Origin of the sequence: Terracoccus sp. 273MFTsu3.1 (assembly GCF_000383675.1) — a bacterium.
Lineage (GTDB): Bacteria > Actinomycetota > Actinomycetes > Actinomycetales > Dermatophilaceae > Terrabacter.
On record NZ_KB911822.1, the window covers coordinates 439153 to 457117 of the forward strand.

General features: G+C 73.1%; 23 protein-coding genes. All 23 read left to right on the forward strand.

Annotated features, from left to right (window positions below; all coding sequences use genetic code 11):
- Window positions 1–9: 9 nt before the first annotated feature.
- The 23 genes from fliD to fliQ all read left to right on the forward strand — a co-directional run bounded on the left by fliD (window position 10) and on the right by fliQ (window position 17960).
- Entirely contained in the window at window positions 10–1422 is a 1413-nt protein-coding gene (gene fliD, locus H283_RS0112315; RefSeq protein ID WP_020143832.1) for a flagellar filament capping protein FliD, read from the forward strand.
- A gap of 11 nt (window positions 1423–1433) precedes the next feature.
- Window positions 1434–1850 carry a flagellar export chaperone FliS gene (gene fliS / locus H283_RS0112320; RefSeq protein WP_020143833.1) on the forward strand — a complete coding sequence of 139 codons (417 nt, stop codon included), beginning with the start codon at window positions 1434–1436 and terminating at the stop codon, window positions 1848–1850.
- Window positions 1843–2160: a hypothetical protein gene (locus H283_RS24995; protein WP_156023149.1), complete on the forward strand. Its 318-nt coding sequence runs from the start codon at window positions 1843–1845 to the stop codon at window positions 2158–2160. The genes fliS and H283_RS24995 overlap by 8 nt, the downstream gene beginning before the upstream one ends.
- A gap of 100 nt (window positions 2161–2260) precedes the next feature.
- Window positions 2261–2602, forward strand: a complete 342-nt coding sequence (gene flgB, locus H283_RS0112330) for a flagellar basal body rod protein FlgB (RefSeq protein WP_020143835.1) — start codon at window positions 2261–2263, stop codon at window positions 2600–2602.
- On the forward strand, window positions 2602–2997 hold the full coding sequence (gene flgC, locus H283_RS0112335; protein ID WP_020143836.1) for a flagellar basal body rod protein FlgC: 396 nt from the start codon (window positions 2602–2604) through the stop codon (window positions 2995–2997). Before flgB ends, flgC begins: the two co-directional genes overlap by 1 nt.
- Window positions 2994–3296, forward strand: a complete 303-nt coding sequence (gene fliE, locus H283_RS0112340) for a flagellar hook-basal body complex protein FliE (RefSeq protein ID WP_020143837.1) — start codon at window positions 2994–2996, stop codon at window positions 3294–3296. Before flgC ends, fliE begins: the two co-directional genes overlap by 4 nt.
- Window positions 3296–4921: a flagellar basal-body MS-ring/collar protein FliF gene (fliF, locus tag H283_RS0112345; protein ID WP_020143838.1), complete on the forward strand. Its 1626-nt coding sequence runs from the start codon at window positions 3296–3298 to the stop codon at window positions 4919–4921. Before fliE ends, fliF begins: the two co-directional genes overlap by 1 nt.
- Window positions 4918–5937, forward strand: a complete 1020-nt coding sequence (fliG, locus tag H283_RS0112350) for a flagellar motor switch protein FliG (protein WP_020143839.1) — start codon at window positions 4918–4920, stop codon at window positions 5935–5937. Before fliF ends, fliG begins: the two co-directional genes overlap by 4 nt.
- The gene (locus H283_RS25000; protein WP_020143840.1) at window positions 5927–6541 is read left to right on the forward strand and encodes a FliH/SctL family protein; all 615 of its coding nucleotides are present in this window, start codon (window positions 5927–5929) and stop codon (window positions 6539–6541) included. Before fliG ends, H283_RS25000 begins: the two co-directional genes overlap by 11 nt.
- A complete protein-coding gene (locus tag H283_RS0112360) occupies window positions 6538–7845 on the forward strand; it encodes a FliI/YscN family ATPase (protein ID WP_020143841.1) in 1308 nt (435 codons plus the stop codon). Before H283_RS25000 ends, H283_RS0112360 begins: the two co-directional genes overlap by 4 nt.
- The gene (locus H283_RS0112365; RefSeq protein ID WP_020143842.1) at window positions 7842–8276 is read left to right on the forward strand and encodes a hypothetical protein; all 435 of its coding nucleotides are present in this window, start codon (window positions 7842–7844) and stop codon (window positions 8274–8276) included. The genes H283_RS0112360 and H283_RS0112365 overlap by 4 nt, the downstream gene beginning before the upstream one ends.
- Window positions 8273–9442, forward strand: coding sequence for a C40 family peptidase (locus tag H283_RS27745; RefSeq protein ID WP_156023150.1), 1170 nt, complete (start codon window positions 8273–8275; stop codon window positions 9440–9442). Before H283_RS0112365 ends, H283_RS27745 begins: the two co-directional genes overlap by 4 nt.
- A 494-nt stretch (window positions 9443–9936) precedes the next feature.
- Window positions 9937–10854, forward strand: coding sequence for a flagellar hook-length control protein FliK (locus tag H283_RS0112375; RefSeq protein WP_156023151.1), 918 nt, complete (start codon window positions 9937–9939; stop codon window positions 10852–10854).
- Between the two features lie 13 nt (window positions 10855–10867).
- Window positions 10868–11284, forward strand: coding sequence for a flagellar hook assembly protein FlgD (locus H283_RS0112380; RefSeq protein ID WP_020143844.1), 417 nt, complete (start codon window positions 10868–10870; stop codon window positions 11282–11284).
- 58 nt (window positions 11285–11342) lie between these two features.
- A complete protein-coding gene (locus tag H283_RS0112385; RefSeq protein ID WP_020143845.1) occupies window positions 11343–12518 on the forward strand; it encodes a flagellar hook protein FlgE in 1176 nt (391 codons plus the stop codon).
- A 74-nt stretch (window positions 12519–12592) separates the two neighbouring features.
- On the forward strand, window positions 12593–12865 hold the full coding sequence (locus tag H283_RS25010) for a flagellar FlbD family protein (protein ID WP_020143846.1): 273 nt from the start codon (window positions 12593–12595) through the stop codon (window positions 12863–12865).
- A 9-nt stretch (window positions 12866–12874) separates the two neighbouring features.
- Window positions 12875–13690, forward strand: coding sequence for a motility protein A (locus H283_RS0112395; RefSeq protein ID WP_020143847.1), 816 nt, complete (start codon window positions 12875–12877; stop codon window positions 13688–13690).
- Entirely contained in the window at window positions 13687–14484 is a 798-nt protein-coding gene (locus H283_RS0112400) for a flagellar motor protein MotB (RefSeq protein ID WP_020143848.1), read from the forward strand. The genes H283_RS0112395 and H283_RS0112400 overlap by 4 nt, the downstream gene beginning before the upstream one ends.
- Before the next feature lie 53 nt (window positions 14485–14537).
- A complete protein-coding gene (locus H283_RS0112405; protein WP_231372273.1) occupies window positions 14538–15518 on the forward strand; it encodes a flagellar motor switch protein FliM in 981 nt (326 codons plus the stop codon).
- The gene (gene fliN, locus H283_RS0112410) at window positions 15515–16216 is read left to right on the forward strand and encodes a flagellar motor switch protein FliN (protein WP_020143850.1); all 702 of its coding nucleotides are present in this window, start codon (window positions 15515–15517) and stop codon (window positions 16214–16216) included. The genes H283_RS0112405 and fliN overlap by 4 nt, the downstream gene beginning before the upstream one ends.
- On the forward strand, window positions 16217–16756 hold the full coding sequence (gene fliO, locus H283_RS26695) for a flagellar biosynthetic protein FliO (protein WP_020143851.1): 540 nt from the start codon (window positions 16217–16219) through the stop codon (window positions 16754–16756).
- A 50-nt stretch (window positions 16757–16806) separates the two neighbouring features.
- Window positions 16807–17688 carry a flagellar type III secretion system pore protein FliP gene (gene fliP / locus H283_RS0112420; RefSeq protein ID WP_231372274.1) on the forward strand — a complete coding sequence of 294 codons (882 nt, stop codon included), beginning with the start codon at window positions 16807–16809 and terminating at the stop codon, window positions 17686–17688.
- Window positions 17685–17960: a flagellar biosynthesis protein FliQ gene (fliQ, locus tag H283_RS0112425; protein ID WP_020143853.1), complete on the forward strand. Its 276-nt coding sequence runs from the start codon at window positions 17685–17687 to the stop codon at window positions 17958–17960. The genes fliP and fliQ overlap by 4 nt, the downstream gene beginning before the upstream one ends.
- Window positions 17961–17965 lie beyond the last annotated feature (5 nt).

Genomic DNA, 17965 nt, shown 5'->3' on the forward strand with positions numbered 1-17965 from the left:
AGGACCCTCGTGGCCGTCTCGGTCAACGGGCTCGGAAGCGGGCTCGACATCACCTCGATCGTCAACTCGCTCATGGCCGTCGAGGCGCTGCCGCAGCAGCAGCTCAAGCAGGCCCAGTCCCAGCAGGAGACCCTCATGGGCGTCCTGCGGACCCTCAACACGAAGACTGCCGCGCTGGCCACGCTCGCCACGAAAGCGGCCGCACCGGGCGGGCTCGACCTCTTCACGGCGACGACGAGCACCGGCGGTCTGACGGCCTCCGCGGGAGCGAGCGCGACCGCCGGCACCTTCGACCTCACCGTGACCCAGCTGGCACGCACCCAGGTCGCCGTCAGCGCACCGCTCGCCGCCTGGCCCACGGACCCCGGTGGCGCACCCGTGCCCCTGACCTTCCTCGACGCCTCCGGGGCGGCGACCGAGGTGACACCGGCGAGCACGTCGATCGACGACGTCGTCGCCGCCGTCAACGCCTCCGGCGGCCCCGCGAAGGCTCTCAAGGTCAGTGCAGGCACCGACGCGGGAGGCGCGCCCCTCTACCGGCTCCAGCTCACCGCGACGCGCTCGGGCGCGAGCGGTGCCTTCAGCGTCCACGAGGGCACGGCGGCCCAGGTGAGCAGCGGCACGGCAACCGACCTCATGAGCCGCCCGGGTTCCGCCGTCGTCTCGCCCGCCCAGGACGCCAAGGCGCTCCTGTATGCCGGTACGGCGGCCGAGCAGGTCGTCACCTCGGCCACGAACACCTTCACCGGCATCGTCCCCGGCGTCGCCGTGACCGCGACCGCCGCTGCGGTCGGGGTGGCGAGCACCGTCACCGTCTCCGGCGACACGGCCGGCATCGCCAAGCAGGCCGGCGACCTCGTCTCCGCCGTCAACGACGTGCTCGGCGCCATCTCCGACAACGCCAGGGTGACGACGACGGCAGGCTCCGGCGGGGGCGTGTCCGCAGCCCGAGGCGGCCTGCTGACCGGCGACTCCACCATCCGCCGCATCGCCGCCGCCGTCACGGACGCGGCGTACCGGCCGACGAGCGACGGTCGCTCGCCGTCACAGATCGGCCTCGTGATTCAACGCGACGGCAGCATCACCTTCGACAAGGACGTGCTCACCGCGGCGCTGAGCGCCGACGCCGACGCCACGCGGGCGGCCCTGTCGGAGATCGCGGGTCGCGTGGCCGCCGCGGCCAAGGACGCGTCCGCTCCCGTCAGCGGGTCCCTCTCCCAGCTCATCGCCGGCCGCCAGTCGGTCTCCGACGACCTCGGCACGCGGATCGCCACGTGGGACCAGCGCCTCGCCGACCGGCGTACGGCCCTGCTCGCGATCTACAACGCCATGGACACCGCGCTGGGCACCCTCAAGTCGCAGCAGTCCTGGCTCACGAGCCAGATCGCCGGCCTCCCGAGCTTCTCGCAGAACTCCAAGTAAGGACACGACGCGTGACCAGTGCAGCCAACGCGCGCCAGCAGTACGCCCGGGACGCGATCCTCTCCGCGAGCCCCGCCCGACTGCTGACGATGCTCTACGACCGCCTCCTGCTCGACCTGCGCCGCGCCGAGGCAGCCCAGGAGGTCACCGACTGGCAGACGGCGAACGAGCAGCTGCTCCACGCGCAGGACATCGTCGCCGAGCTGTCGGCGACGCTCCGCCCGGACGTCTGGGACGGGGCAGACGGCCTGCGCGGCCTCTACGAGTACGTCCGGATGGCGCTCGTCAACGCCAACATCCACCGCGACGTCGCGCGCACCCGGGAGGCCATCGCGCTGCTCACCCCCCTCCAGGAAGCGTGGCACGCGGCCGCTCTCCTCGACGCGCCTGTCGCCGGCTCCGCACAGGCGGGCTACGCCGTTGGCTGACCGGTGGGACACCGTGCTCGACCGGCTCGAGGCGGACCTCGCGGCCGTCGAGCGTGGGCTGGGGGAGTCGCACCCGCCCACCGAGGCTGCCGTCATGGCGGCCCAGCTCGGCACCTGGGTCCCGCCCCGTGGCCTCGGGCCGCTCCCCGACCACCTCATCGACCGGGCCCGCGCCCTCGCCGCGACCCAGGCGCGTGTCGCCGAGCGCGTCGACGCGCTGCGCATCACCGTGGGGCACCACCTCACCGCCCTGCGGGCGCTCCCGTCGACGCCGCCGCAGGCACCGAGGTTCGTCGACGTCGAGGGCTAACGCCTCCGACACACCTGCCGATAGTCCCCGTCGAGCACGGATTGCTCGCCGCGTCAGGCCAGGGATCGGCCACCCACCTTGCGAGTCCTGCAGGAGAAGTGTGCTCGATTCCGTGACGTCCGCCGCGCTCACCAGTGCCCTCGACGGTCTTTCCCGTCGGCAGCGCGCCATCGCGGACAACATCGCCAACGTCAACACGCCCGGCTACCACGCCCAGCGGGTCCAGTTCGAGGAGGCGCTCGCCGCCTCGGTGCAGGACGGTGACGGGCGCGCCACGGCGACGACCTCCCTGTCCGCCGAGCCGACCCGGACCAACGGCAACAACGTCAACCTCGACACGGAGACGATGTCGAACATCGACACGGTGCTGCGGTTCCAGTTCGCGACGCAGGCCCTCAACGCGCAGTTCACCGGCCTGCGCTCGGCCTTGAGGACGAGCTGATGACCTTCGACGCGATCGGGATCGCCGGGACGTCCCTCACGGTGCACCGCAAGTGGCTCGACGCCATCGCCGACAACCTCGCCAACGCCAACACGGCCGCGCCGACGAGCGGGCCCGCGTTCCGGGCTCGCTACATCGAGGCGCAGGCCGGCCCGGGCACGTCCGGCGTCTACGTCGCCGGTGTCCGCGAGGGCGACGCGGCGGGCCGGCTCGTCTTCGAGCCGGACAACCCGCTCGCCGACGCGGAGGGCTACGTGCGCTACCCCGACATCGACCTCAGCGAGCAGATGGGGTCGCTCATCATGGCCCAGCGCGGCTACCAGGCGAACGCGCAGGTCGTCGACCGGGCGCGCACGATGTACGAGTCCGCGCTCCAGATCGGCAGGTCCTCGTGAGCATCGCGCCGATCGGTCCGGTCGGTCCGGCCATCGGCGCCGTCGCGAGCCCGGCGGCCCAGGGCGCGACGGGCACGGGCGGCGACTTCGCCCAGAGCCTCACCGGGGCCGTCGACGACCTCCAGCAGCTGCAGTCCACGTCGAACCAGCTCGCGGTCCAGGCCGTCACCGGCAACCTCGACGACATCCACAGCGCCGTCATCGCGGCGACCCGGGCCCAGGTGACCCTCGAGGTCGCGGCCGCAGTGCGCAACAAGGGCATCGACGCCTTCAACGAGATCATGAGGATGCAGGCCTGATGCCCCCGTTCCTGTCATCGGCGGCGCAGCGGCTCGGCGCCACCGTCAAGGCCTTCACCGTCGGCCAGCGCACCGTCGCCGTCATCGGTCTCGCGATCCTCGCCCTCGGCGCGGTCGCGCTCACGACGTGGGCGACGAAGCCGAGCTACAGCCCCCTCTTCACCGGTCTGGCGAGTGCCGACGCGAGTGCCGTCGTGCAGCAGCTCGGCAAGGACAACGTGCCCTACCAGCTCGCCGACGGCGGCTCGACGGTCCTCGTCCCGCAGGAGAACGTCTACGACGAGCGGCTCAAGGCCGCGGCCGCGGGGCTCCCGGCCGCACCGGCGTCCGGCTACTCGCTCCTCGACAAGATGGGCGTGACGTCGTCGGACTTCCAGCAGAACGTCACCTACAAGCGGGCCATCGAGGGCGAGCTGGCGACGACCATCGCCCACCTCGAGGGGGTCCAGACCGCGTCGGTCCAGCTCGCGATCCCCGAGAAGACCGTCTTCACCTCGCAGCAGGGGGAGCCGACGGCGTCGGTCTTCGTCCAGGCGCTGCCGGGCCAGACGCTGTCGGCCGACAAGGTCGAGGCCGTCGTGCACCTGACGGCGGCAGCCGTGCCGGACCTCAAGCCCGCCAACGTGTCGGTCGTCGACGCCCAGGGCACCGTCCTGTCGTCCGTGGGCCTCGGGACGGGCGGCTCGGGTGCCAAGCAGGCCACCGAGTACCAGCTGCGCACGCAGGCGTCGGTCCAGGCGGTCCTCGACAAGGTCCTCGGCCCCGGGAACGCCACCGTCGCGGTGACCCCCGAGATCGACAAGAACTCGGCGCAGCAGACCTCGGAGACGTTCGCCGGAGCCACCGGCGTGCTGCCGCTCAGCCAGTCGACGACCACGGAGAAGTACCGGGGGACCGGGTCGGGCAACGGCTCCGGGGTGCTCGGGCCGGACAACATCGCCGTGCCGGGCGGAGCGGGCGGCAACGGCACCTACGACTCGACCAAGGACACGCGGGACAACGCCGTCAACAAGGTCACCGAGGAGCGCACCATCCCCTCCGGTGCCCTCAAGCGGCAGTCCGTCTCGGTGGCCGTCAACGCGTCGGCCACCCGCAACCTCAACATCCAGGAGCTCACCGACCTCGTGTCGGCCGCCGCCGGCATCGACACCAAGCGCGGCGACGTGCTCTCGATGCAGGTCATGCCGTTCAGCACGGCCGCCGCCGACCAGGCCAAGGCGGCCCTCGCAGCGCAGCAGGCCGCCGACGAGGCGCGCTCGGGTCAACAGCTCCTGACGACGCTCGTCTGGGCCGGGGTGGTGCTGCTCATCGCGATCGCGCTGGTCGTGCTGTGGCTGCGGGCCCGCCGCCGCGCCGTCCGCGAGCCGGTCGAGCTCATCGGCGACCTCGTCGTCGTCGACGACCAGGCGCCCCTGCCCTCCGTCACCGCCGGCCCCGACACGGTGCGCCTCCCCGCCGCCCCGGTCTCACCGGGCATCGGTGCGGTGCCCGAGCTGCCCGGGCCGAGCGAGGACGCCGCCGATGCGGAGCTGCGCCGGGCCCAGGTCAGCCGGCTCGGTGCCACCGAGCCGCTCAAGACGGCAGAGCTGCTGCGCGGCCTCATGGACGAGCGGCAGTCGGTATGAGCACGACCACCCAGCTGACCGGCACCCAGAAGGTCGCCATCGTCCTCATGCAGATGGGGCCGGAGAGCGCGGCGGCGGTCATGGCTCACTTCAGCGACTCCGAGGCCGAGGACGTCGCTGCCGAGATCGTGCGGCTGAGCCGGGTCGACCCCAGCGTCTCGGAGGAGGTCATCGCCGAGTTCCACGAGCTCGCCGTCTCCGGACGCCGGACCACCCTCGGCGGACGCGACTTCGCGGCCGGCCTGCTCGAGTCGTCGTTCGGCCCCAACCGGGCCGCCGGCGTCATGGACCGTCTCGCCTCGACGATGGCCGGCCAGTCCTACGACTTCCTCGAGACCGTCGACCCGCCGCAGCTGTTGACCCTCCTCGACGGCGAGCTGCCCGAGACGATCGCCCTCGTCCTCGCCCACCTGCACCCCGAGCGGGCGTCGCACGTCATCGCCGGCCTGGGCCCGGCCCGCGCCGCCGACGCGGCCCACGCCCTCGCGACGATGGGCGCGGCGACGCCCGAGGCCGTCCGCGTCGTCGCCGACAACCTCCGGGCCCGCACCGGTGCAGCCATGACGCCCGGGCTGCGACAACAGCGAGCCCTCGGCGGCATCCAGCCCCTCGTCGACATCATCAACCGCTCCGACGTCGCCACCGAACGGGCCGTCCTCGACGGCCTGGCCGAGCGGGACCCCGCCCTCGCCGAGGAGGTCCGCTCGAAGATGCTGACCTTCGCCGACATCGTCAAGCTCGAGCGCAAGGACGTCCAGCTCGTCCTGCGCGGCCTCGACGCGGCGGTCCTGGCACGGGCCATGAAGGGTGCATCGCCCGCGGTCCACGACACCATCGTCGGCAACATCTCGGACCGCAACAAGGAGATCCTCGAGTCGGAGCTCGCCGCCCTCGGGCCGGTGCGAGCCTCGGAGGTCGAGGAGGCCCGGGCCGACATCGTCCGTTCGATCCGCGACCTCGAGGAGGCCGGCACGATCACGCTGCGCCGCAGCGAGGAGGACGACCTTGTCTACTGACGTCTCGTCGGCCACGGCCGTCGAGGCCGTCGTCTTCCCCGCTGTCGACCTCAACGGCGAGGCCGAGGGCTACACGCGCGGCCACGCCGCAGGGTATGCCGCGGGGTTGCGTCGCGCAGCCGCCGACGTCGCCGCGCGCGAGGTCGAGCGGACGGCGGAGCACGCTGCCGCGCTCCGCGCCGGCCAGGCGCGCACCGACCGGGCCGTCGCGGTCCTCGACGCGGCCGCCCGCGCGCTCGCGACGCGTACGACGCCCGTCCTCGAGGAGGTCGACGCGCAGCTCGTCTCGGCCGCCCTCGTCCTGGCGGAGGCCGTCGTCGGCAGCGAGCTGTCCGACGCCCCGCACGCTGCTCGGGCCGCTCTGGCCCGGGCGCTCTCCGGGCCGGACGCCTCGGCGGTCGTCGCCGTGCGGCTGCACCCGGACGACCTCGCCCACGTCTCGTCCGCGACCGACGCGAGTGGTGCGCCGACGGTGTCGCTCGTGGCCGACACCGCCCTCGCGCCCGGTGACGCCGTCGCGGTCTACCCCGACGGCGAGCTCGACGCCCGCGTCGGGACCGCCCTCGAGCGGGCCCGGTCCGTGGTGGCGGAGGCCCACCCGTGATCGGTCTCGACGAGGTGGTCGCAGCGGCGTCGCCGGAGCGTCTCGGGACCGTGGCTGCGGTCCGCGGGCTCGCGCTCGAGGTGGCGGGACTCTCGTGTGCCGTCGGCGACCACGTCGAGATGGCCTCGGCCACAGGCGTGCCCACTCGCGCGGAGGTCGTCGCCACGTCGCGCGGGACGCTCACCTGCATGCCGCTCGGGCCGGTCGCGGGCCTGCGCGTCGGACAGCCTGCTCGCGCCGTGCGCGGCGGGCCGCGGGTGCCGACCGGCCGGGCCCTGCTCGGTCGCGTCCTCGACGGGCTCGGGCGTCCCATCGACGGCCGAGGCCCGCTGCAGACTCCTTCGGTCCGTCCCGCCGACCGCGCCCCGTCGCCGATGGACCGCGCCCGCATCGACACGCCCCTCGCGACGGGCGTGCGCGCCCTCGACACCCTCGCGACGCTCGGGCGTGGCCAGCGACTCGGCCTCTTCGCCGGGTCGGGGGTCGGCAAGTCGTCCCTGCTGTCGATGGTGGCGCGGGGGAGCGACGCCGAGGTCTGCGTCATCGCGCTCGTCGGCGAGCGCGGCCGTGAGGTCAGGGAGTTCCTCGAGGACGACCTCGGGCCCGAGGGGCTGGCCCGCTCGGTCGTCGTCGTCGCGACCTCCGACGAGCCGGCCCTCGTGCGCCTGCGCGCCGGTGACACAGCGACGAGCATCGCCGAGTCGTTCCGGGCCACCGGCGCGCACGTGCTGCTCATGATGGACTCCCTGACCCGAGTTGCCATGGCGCAGAGGGAGATCGGGCTCTCGGCCGGGGAGTCACCGGCGACCCGCGGCTACCCGCCGTCGGCGTTCGCCGTCCTGGCCCGGCTCCTCGAGCGGGCCGGCACGGACCGCTCCGGCTCGGTGACCGGGATCTACACCGTCCTCGTCGACGGCGACGACCACAACGAGCCCGTCGCCGACACGGCACGATCGATCCTCGACGGCCATGTCGTCCTCGACCGCAAGCTCGCGGTCATGGGCCACTACCCGCCCATCGACGTGCTCGGCTCGATCTCCCGTGTCGCCACGAAGGTCAACCCGCCCGAGCGGACCGCGTCGGCGACGACGCTGCGCCGAGTGCTCGCCGCCCGTCGCTCCGCCCAGGACCTCATCGACGTCGGGGCCTACTCGCGAGGGGCGAACCCGCTCGTCGACGCCGCCCTCGACCAGGCGGGTCCCATCGAGGCGTTCCTGACCCAGTCGCTCGACGAGCGGACCTCCGCCGACGACGCCTGGGACCTTCTCGCCCGACTCACGACGACCCTCGGGGGGCCACGATGACCGCACCGTTCTCCCTCGCCGGGCTGCTGCGCCTGCGACGCCTCGAGGAGGAGCAGGCCGGAGCCGTCTACGGCGCCGCGACCGCCCGCCACGCCACCCTCGTCGCCCGCACCGACCGAGCCCTTGCCGATGCTGCGGCGATCCGGGCGGAGGTCGACACCATCCACGAGCTCCAGGCCGTCGCGGCAGCCCGAGCGTCCTCGCTGGCGAGGCTCACCGAGCTCCGGGCGCTGACGGCCACCGCCGCGGACGAGCGCGACAGCGCACAGGCGGGCTTCACCGTCGCCCGAGGACGGACGCTCGGGCTCGAGAAGCTCGAGGCCCGGCACGGCGAGGCCGTCCACGCCGCCGACCTCGCCGCCGAGCAGGTCGTGCTCGACGAGCTCGGATCGACGGCCCACACCCGGAGCCGGCTGGGGGAGGCGCAGTGACCTTCACGGAGTCGCTGGGTCGCATCCAGCAGATCGAGAGCACGCTGACGCGCTTCGACGGCGTGTCCGCGCGCACGGCGTCGGCGCTCGCGGCCACGCGCGTCGCCGCGGCGGCCACCACTGCGACCCCGTCCGGAGGGACCGCGTTCGCCGACACCCTCGCCGCCGCGCTCGGCAGCGGGGACACTCCAGGCGCGGCCGACGCCCTCGGGGGCCTCGGCACGCTCGGCCTGACCGGTGCGGGGGCCGCCGTGGCCTCGCCGGCCGTCTCGGGAGCCGCGTCGGGTGGCGGTGTGTCCGGGGAGCAGGTTGCCACCGCCGCCAAGCGCTACGTCGGTGTCCCGTACGTCTGGGGCGGCACCGACCCGGCCAAGGGCATGGACTGCTCCGGCTTCGTCCAGCGCGTCTTCAAGGACGTCGGCATCGAGCTGCCGCGGGTCGTGTCGCAGCAGATGAAGCACGGCACGCCCGTCGCGTCGATGGGCCAGGCCCGGGTCGGCGACCTGCTCATCAGCCACGGTGGCGGTCACATCGCGATCTACCTCGGCGGCGGCAAGGCCATCGACGCGCCGATGCCGGGGCGCACGATCCAGGTGCGAGACGCATGGGAGCTGCGCGGCAACCTCACCGCGATCCGCCGCATCGTCCCCGAGACGTCCGGCGTGGCTGCAGCAGGCGCCTCCGCGGTCTCGGCCGCGGCTGTCGGGCCGGCCACCGCGCGCCTCGACGCGTCCCAGCGCCACTACGCGCAGGTCATCGTCGACGAGGTGCGGGCCCGCGGCCTGCCGGCGCAGGCGGCCGTCAACGCGATCTCGACGGCCCTGCAGGAGTCGTCGCTCCGGATGTACTGGAACCCTAAGGTGCCCGGCTCGCGCGAGCTCGCACCCGACGTCTCGGCTCGCGGCACCGACGGCTACTCCGTCGGGCTCTACCAGCAGCAGGTGCACGGCGACCGGTTCTCGTGGGGCACCGTCGCCGACGCCATGGACCCGCGGAGGTCCACGCGCATGTTCCTCGACCGGCTGACCGCGATCCCCGGCTGGCAGACGATGTCGGTGTCCGCGGCCGACCAGGCGGTCCAGCGCTCGGCGTACCCCCACGCCTACGCGAAGTGGGAGGGCACGGCCCGCCAGGTCGTCGCCGAGCTGTACGGGGCACGGGCATGATGGCCGCGAACGTCCCCACCCGGGCCCCGGCGTCGGCGTCCACGTCGGCGAACGCCGGTGGGTCGGGAGGTCCGCCGCGGGGCGGCGCGACCGGAGCCGACGCCTTCGTGTCGCTCCTCTCCTCGGCGATGGCCGCGCCCGCGGCAGCCGTGGGTCCGGTCGGCGAACCACCGTCGGCAGCAGGCCTTCCAGACGCAGAGACAGCCGGAAACGCTGTGGTGACAAGCGGACTCGGCGCCGGAGTGATCATCGGAGACACCCGATCCGGTATGCGGGACGCCGCCGACGAGGACGCCGATCCCACCGTGGACGCCCCCTCCGCCGTCGCGACCGCCCCGACGCCAACCGCCTGCGACGTGACGGCGCTCGCCGCCTCAGCTGCGGCTTCGGTGTCCGCCCCGTCGACGCACGTCCCTGCTCCTCGCGCCACGCTCGGCGACGGGTCGACCTCGCCCGGTGCCGGACCGGGGGTGGCTCCGGCATCGTCTCCGGGGATGTCCCCGGGCACCGGGTCGGCCGCACTGACGGGTGTCCCTGCTCCCGGGGGCTGGGCGCCGGCCGCCGTGGCCCCGGCGTCGACGGCCACGACGACTCCGGTGCCGACGACCCCGGTCACGACCACCGCGAGTGCGACGACCTCGTCCGCGGCGGTCGAGGTCGCGCCCGGCGCGGCGCCGACCTTGCGCGATGCGTCGGCCGGCGGCGTCGGCGGGTCACCCGGTGGGCTGTCTCGCGAGGTGCAGGCCGCGGGACCCGCGAGGGGAGCCGCCGCGACGGGAGCAGCGACGGGAGCAGCGACGGGAGGGGCCGCGGGAGGGGCCGCGACGCCCGTGCCGGCGGTCGTCGCGCCGCCGCCATTCTCGGTGAGTTCAACACCCGCCGCCGCCCCGACGGGCTCCGCGATGCCCGCGCACGTCCCCACGACGCCCTTCGCCGCGCAGCTGTCGGGGCCGGTGATCGGTCTCGCGGCGGAAGCACCGGGCCACCACGTCCTCACCGTCCGGGTGTCTCCGGAGCATCTCGGTCCGGTCACCGTGCAGGCGCACATCGGGGCGGACGGCATACGGATCGAGCTGTTCAGCCCGACCGACGTCGGGCGGGCCGCCGTGCACGCGGTCCTCGCCGACCTGCGGCGTGACCTCGCGGCCAGCGGGTTGGGCGCGAGCCTCGACCTGTCCGCCCGGGGGGCGCCGCTGCCCGACCCGTCGACGCACCACGGCCAGCCGGGCCAGCCGGGCCAGCCGGGCCAGCACGGTCAGCCCGGCCAGGCCGACTCGGGCGGCGGTGCGCCTCGGGACCGTCCGCGCGCGGCACCTCCCACCGCGCGAGGGCCCGTCGCGAACCCTGCCCCGGACACCGCCGACGCGTTGTCCCACCTCTCGTCGTCCGCCCGGCTCGACGTCATCGCCTGACAGAAGGAGTCCCATGACCACGACCCCCATCGGTCCCGTCGGCTCGACGAGCCTCACGTCCGGCGCGCCCACCCGCACCCCGAAGCAGACCATGGACGCCGACGTCTTCATGAACCTGCTCGTGACGCAGCTGAAGAACCAGGACCCGAGCTCGCCCATGGACACCAACGCCATGATCGGCCAGTCGACGCAGCTGGCCATGATGGAGAAGCTGAGCCAGCTGGCCTCCGACGGCGCGCAGGGCCTCCAGACCCAGCAACGCGCCGCGGCCGCCGCCCTGCTCGGGCGCACGGTCACCTACCTCGGTGCGGACGGCGCGGCCGGCAGCGGCGAGGTCTCCTCGGTCGCCTACACGGGGTCGACGCCCACCGTCACCGTCGGCTCGGCCATCCTCCCGCTCGGCTCGATCACCGGGATCGCCGGCGCCTGAGCGCGGCGCCCCGACCCCACCCGCATCGCACCATCCGCTCCCCAGAAAGGCAGTCACCATGCTCCGCTCGCTGTACTCCGGCATCTCGGGCCTGCGCGCCCACCAGACCATGCTCGACGTCACCGGCAACAACATCGCCAACGTCAACACGACCGGCTTCAAGGGTTCCTCGACCCAGTTCCAGGACACCCTGTCGCAGCTGACGCAGGGCGCCTCCGGGCCCCAGGGGCTCACGGGCGGCACCAACCCCGCGCAGATCGGCCTCGGCGTGCGCGTCGCCGGCGTGACGACGAGCTTCACGCAGGGCTCCGCCCAGACGACGGGCAAGGCCACCGACATGATGATCTCCGGTGACGGGTTCTTCGTCACGAACAAGGGCGGCCAGCAGTACTTCACCCGCGCGGGCTCGTTCGGGCTGGACGCCTCGGGTCATCTCGTCGGCCCCGACGGCGGCATCCTCCAGGGTTGGCTCGGCGACGCCTCCGGGCGGGTCAACACCGGCGGCCCGACCACCGACCTCCTGCTCACCCCGACGACGACGATGCCCGCCAGGGCGACGACGAGCGTCTCCGTCAGCGGCAACCTGCCGTCGGACGCGGCGGCCGGCACCTCGCTGCAGCGCGACATCCAGGTCTACGACGCGAGCGGTGTCGCCCGCAGCCTCTCGATGACCTTCACGCGCACCGCCGCAGGCTGGAACGTCTCGGCGGCCGACGCGTCCGGGGCCACCGGTACCGGCAGCCTGACCTTCGTCGACGGCAAGCAGTCGACGCCCGGCTCGGTGACGGTCGGCGGCATCAGCGTCGACCTCGGTGCCGTCAGCGGCTACGCGGGCAGCGCGACGGTCGCCGCGACGGGCCAGGACGGCTACAAGGCCGGCAACCTCGAGGCGTTCAGCCTCGGTGCCGACGGATCGCTCGTCGGCGCCTTCAGCAACGGCGTCCGTCAGACCGTCGGTCGGGTCGCACTGGCACGCTTCACCAATCCCGAGGGCCTCGAGAAGGCCGGTGACTCGTCCTACTCGAGCACGGCGAACTCCGGTGGCCCCCAGATCGGCCAGGCCGGCGACGCGGGCTTCGGCTCGCTCGTCGGTGGCGCCCTCGAGATGAGCAACGTCGACCTCTCGCAGGAGTTCACCAACCTCATCGTCGCCCAGCGCGGCTTCCAGGCGAACGCCCGCATCATCACGACCTCCGACCAGGTGCTCCAGGAGCTCGTCGACCTCAAGCGGTGACCTAACGCCCGTCGGCGTCCTGCCGATAGAGGGGGGCGGAGGCGAGGAGCAGCCCCGCCCCCCGAAAGGGCCCCATGATCGCAGTCACCCGTCTGAACGGGTCACGCTTCGCGGTGAACCCCGATCTCATCGAGCGCGTCCAGGAGAACCCGGACACGACGCTCGTCATGGTCGGGGGAGCCACGTACGTCGTGCGCGAGAGCCTGCCCCAGATCATCGCCCTCATCGCCGACTTCCGCGCACTCGTCATCGCCGCGGCGCAGTCCCTCACCGCCGGGGACCTTCCCCAGCCGAGCGTCCTCAGGGCTGCCCCGTCACCCACGCCCCTGCGGCCCACCGAGCACTGAGGAGCACCGATGGACCCCTCACTCATCATCGGCCTCGTGCTCGCGTTCGGGTCCGTGGTCGCGATCGTGACCCTCGAGGGCTCGCACATCTCCTCGCTCCTGCTGCCGCCGCCGATGATCCTCGTCTTCGGGGCGACCATCGCCGTGGGCCTGGCCGGCAACACCGTCAAGGACACCCTGCGCGCCTTCAAGGCCGTGCCCCGCGCCTTCCTCGGCAAGGCGCCCAAGCCCTCGGACAGCATCGCCGGAATCATCTCCCTCGCCGAGAAGGCCCGCGCGGAGGGGCTGCTCGCCCTCGAGGCCGAGGCGAGCGACTCGAAGGACCCGTTCCTGTCGGGCGCACTTCAGAACGTCGCGGACGGCACGGACGCCGAGGAGCTGCGCGTCCTCATGGAGGACCAGATCGCGACGAAGGCGCGGGTCGACCACGCGGACTCGAAGTTCTTCGCCGCCCTCGGCGGCTACGCCCCGACCATCGGGATCATCGGCACCGTCGTGTCGCTCACCCACGTGCTCGAGAACCTCTCCTCCCCGGACGAGCTCGGGCCGATGATCGCGAGTGCCTTCGTCGCGACGCTCTGGGGCCTGCTGTCGGCGAACTTCATCTGGCTGCCGATCTCGGCGCGCATCAAGCGCCTCAGCGAGCTCGAGGTCGAGCGCATGAACCTCGTCATGGAGGGAGTGCTCGCCGTCCAGGGCGGCGCGCAGCCGCTCCTGCTCGCCGACCGCCTCCGCGCCATGGTCGCCGAGGCCGGCGCCACGGACAAGGGCAGGACCAAGGGCAAGGGCGCCGACGACGGTGAGAAGGCGCCGGCCGCCGCATGAGCCGCCGCCGCCGCTCCCGCAAGCCTCCCGAGGAGTTCCACGTCGACGAGAGGTGGGCCGTGTCCTACATGGACATGATCACCGTCCTCTTCTGCCTCTTCGTCGTGCTCTACGCGATGTCGACGGTCGACAAGAACCGGTTCGAGAAGCTGCGCAACTCCCTCGCCACCGGTTTCGGCACGACGATCAGCCAGAAGATCGACACGGCGTCGGGGACCGTCGTCCCGCCGAAGGCGGCGAGCAAGGACAAGGAGGGCTTCGCCGACCTCGCGCTCGCCGTCAAGGACGTCCGCAAGTTCACGGCCCTGGCCGAGCAGATGAGCAGGCGCCTCGCCGTCGAGGGCCTCGAGAAGGACGTGCAGTTCCACATCGACCAGCGTGGCCTCACGGTGCGGCTCGTGGGGTCGCAGACCTTCTTCAGCCCGGACAGCGTCACCCTGACCCCGCGCGCGTACCGGATCATGCGGGCCATCACACCGGTCATCGTCGGGACCCGCCTGCAGGTGTCGGTCGAGGGTCACGCGGCGAACCTCATCACCGCCTTCCCGTCCGTCTGGGAGCTGTCGGCCGAGCGGGCCACGAAGGTGGCGCGCTACATGGTCGAGCGGGGCGGCATGCCCGGGCCGCGTATCGGCGCCACCGGCTACGGCTCCTCACGACCTGCGAGCACGGGGACGACCGCGGCGGACTACCGCCAGAACCGGCGCGTCGACATCGTCGTGCTCTCCGACCAGCCGGAGAAGGTCCGCGCCCTGATCCCCGAAGCGCTCAAGGCGCGCGTCGGTCACTCCTGAGCCGGACCGTCCCCGCCCTAACGGGATCACCTCGGCTGCCGATAGTGGGCCTCGTGACTGTGCACGACGTCGGGGCGACCGCGGAGCTGGCCGTGGAGGCATACGACTTCCGGCGTCCGACGACGCTGGCCCGTGAGCACAGCCGCGTCCTCGAGGCCGCCTTCGACTCCTTCGCCCGCCAGTGGGGCACCCAGCTGACCGCCAAGGTGCGCACCAAGTCGACCGCGACGACCGAGTCGGTCGTCGTGCAGACGTACGACGAGTACGTCGCGTCGCTGCCGACGGTGACGTGCATGGTCCGCTGCGTGCTCGGCGACACCCCCGCGAAGATGGTCGTCCAGTTCCCGACGCCCGCGGCCCTCGGCTGGGTGGCGCGGATGCTCGGCGGCAGCTCGGACAAGGCCGGGCTCGAACGCAAGCTGACCCCGATCGAGCACGCCCTCGTCAAGGCTCTCGTCGAGGAGGCCCTCGACGTCCTCGCGTACTCGCTCGGGCCGCTCCTGCCCGCCGAGGCCCGCGTCGAGTCGATCCAGTACAACTCGCAGTTCGCCCAGGCTGCCGCGACCTCTGACCTCATGGTCGTCGTGACGTGCGGCCTGCAGGTGGGCGAGACCACGTCGGCCGTGACGTTCGCGATCCCGGCCGACACGCTGCTGCCGCAGCTCGGCGCCGTCAACCCGGTGGCCAGCAGCGACAACGCCGCCGCGCTGACGCGCGAGCAGGTCGCCCAGGTCCCGGTCGAGGTCGCCGTGCGTCTCGCGCCCGTCTCCGTCACCCCCGAGCAGGTCCTCGCCCTCGCGGTCGGCGACACCCTGTCGCTGCCGCACCACTCGCGCGAGCCGTTCGTCGTCACCGTGGGCGGTCAGGACCTCGCCCGGGCGATGGTCGTACGCGCGGGGGCCCGTGCCGCCGCCCGCATCGTCTCGCTCGTGCACCCGACGCCGGGGGAGCTCGCGGACGACGCGTCACCGCAGCGTCGTCGGCCGGCCATGGTTTCCGACGCATCCGTCCCGACCCAGGAGAACCGTCCGTGAGCACCGCAACCCTCGCCTCTGCCGCCGAGCACCTCGTCGCCTCGCTCCCCGTCCCGGGTCTGCGCGTCCTGGGGCAGGTCGGGCCGGAGGCGCTGGCCGGCCTGGCCGGGCTCTCCGACGCTGCCGTCCTGTCCGCCTCCCACGTCGGGCCGGAGCCGGCCGAGCTCGTGCTGGTCGTGCTCGACCCCGGCTTCGTCGGCGAGGCGGGCGGTGACCCGTCCGCGTCCGCGACGGTCGTGCTGCGCCCGGCGTTCGAGCGCGCGGCTGCCGCCCTCGGCCCGGGCGTCCTGGGACAGCTCGTCGACGGCGACCCTGCGGGGCTGCTGACCGACCCGGACGGCACGGCCCTCTTCGAGATCTCGGACGGGAGCGCACCCTTCGGGTGGCTCGCCGTCCGTCGGCACGCCGTCGCCGGCAACGCCTCGCACGTCGGGTCGGCATCGTTCGACGGGCGGCTCCGGCGCATCCAGGACGTCGAGATGGCGCTGACCGTCGAGATCGGCCGCACCCGCATGAGCGTCCGCGAGGCGCTGTCGATGGAGCCCGGCACCGTCGTCGAGCTCGACCGGTCCGCCGGCGCCCCTGTAGACGTCCTGCTCAACGGTCGTCGGATCGCCGTCGGCGAGGTCGTCGTCGTCGACCAGGACTACGCCGTGCGCATCTCACGGATCCTCGACACCGCCGAGGCCCGGCCCTGAATGGACTCGCTCATCCTGGGCCTCCGGGTCCTCGTGTCGCTCGGCGCGGTGTTCGGGCTCATGTGGCTCATCCAGCACCGCCTGCGCGCGGGCAACCCGGGCCTGCGCGCCAAGCTGCTCAGCGTCGTGGCGCGACAGACGGTCGGCCCCAAGGCGTCGGTCGTGCTCGTCGACACCGACGGCAAGCGCTTCCTGCTCGGCGTCACCGAGCACGGCATCAGCGTCCTGCACACGGCGGACGTCCCGGTGGCGGAGTCGGGTCTCGAGCTGACCGCCCCGCCCTCGGTGCCCGGCGCCGTCCCCGACCCCACCCACGACGCGGTGCCCGGGGACCCGGGCACGCTTGCGACACAGGCGACGTCGTCGGCCGACCCGGCCATGGCGACGCGCCGGTCGGTCCGCAAGGCGTCCTTCGAGGCGGAGCTGCGGAAGCAGACCGAGGCGCAGGGCGCCGCCGGCACCCGGCCCACGGGGTCGATCCTCGAGCCGGCCACGTGGCGCCTCGCGGCCGACGCGCTCCGGTCCGGTCGGCGGTCGTGACGCCGCCCGTCGGAGAGTCCCTCCGGTGCTCCCACGGTCGTCTGCGTCGCGTGCTCTCGCTCGCGCTGCTGACCGTGCTCGCGACGTTCGCGCTCCTGCTGGCGGTGGCGTCCTCAGGACACGCCACCGAGCTGCCCGCTTCCCGTGGTGCGGTGCCCGCTGCCGCGCCGGCCGTGCCCGCTGCGGCGCCGGCCCTGCCCCAGGAACCCACGCCGGCGCCCACCCCCACGACCCCCTCGCGGACGGCCACCAAGGGCGGCGGGATCGACCTGCAGATCAACACGCCGGACAACGCGCCCTCGTCGGCGGTCGTCACCCTCATCGGGATCAGCCTGCTGTCGGTGGCGCCGGCGCTGCTGCTCATGATGACGTCGTTCACGAAGATCTTCGTCGTCCTGGCCATGACGCGAAACGCCCTCGGGCTGGCGTCGGTCCCGCCGAACCAGGTGCTCGCCGGACTGACGCTCTTCCTGTCCCTCTTCATCATGTGGCCGGTGCTGAGTCACGTGAACACGCTCGCCGTCCAGCCCTACCTCAGCGGCGACATCGACTTCGGAGCGGCCCTCGCGGCCGGAGCCAAGCCGCTGTCCGGCTTCATGCTCGCCCACACGCGTCAGGAGGACATCGCCCTCATGACCCGGGCCGCCGGCATCGCGAACCCGGCCACCCCGGCTGCGACGCCGCTGCAGACCCTCATCCCGGCGTTCATGATCTCCGAGCTGCGCGCCGCCTTCATCATCGGCTTCGTCATCTTCATACCGTTCCTCGTCATCGACCTCGTCGTGTCGTCGGCCCTGATGTCGATGGGCATGATGATGCTGCCGCCGGTCATGGTCTCGCTGCCGTTCAAGGTGCTGCTCTTCATCCTCGTCGACGGGTGGGGGCTCATCATCACCTCGCTCGTCCAGAGCTATGCCGGGGGAGCGACGTGAACGCCTCCGCCGTCCTCGACATCTGCGTCCAGGCCCTCGCCGCGGCGGCCAAGCTGTCGGCCCCCGTCCTCATCACCTCGCTCGTCGTGGGTCTCGCCGTCTCGCTCGTCCAGTCGATCACCCAGCTCCAGGAGGTGACGCTCTCGTTCGTCCCGAAGGCCGTGGCCGTCGCCATCGCGCTCGCCGTGTCTGGGCACTGGATGATCGCCGAGATGGTGTCCTTCACCCAGGACCTCTTCGCCCGGATCCCGAGCCTGCTCGGCGCGGCCTGAGGCGT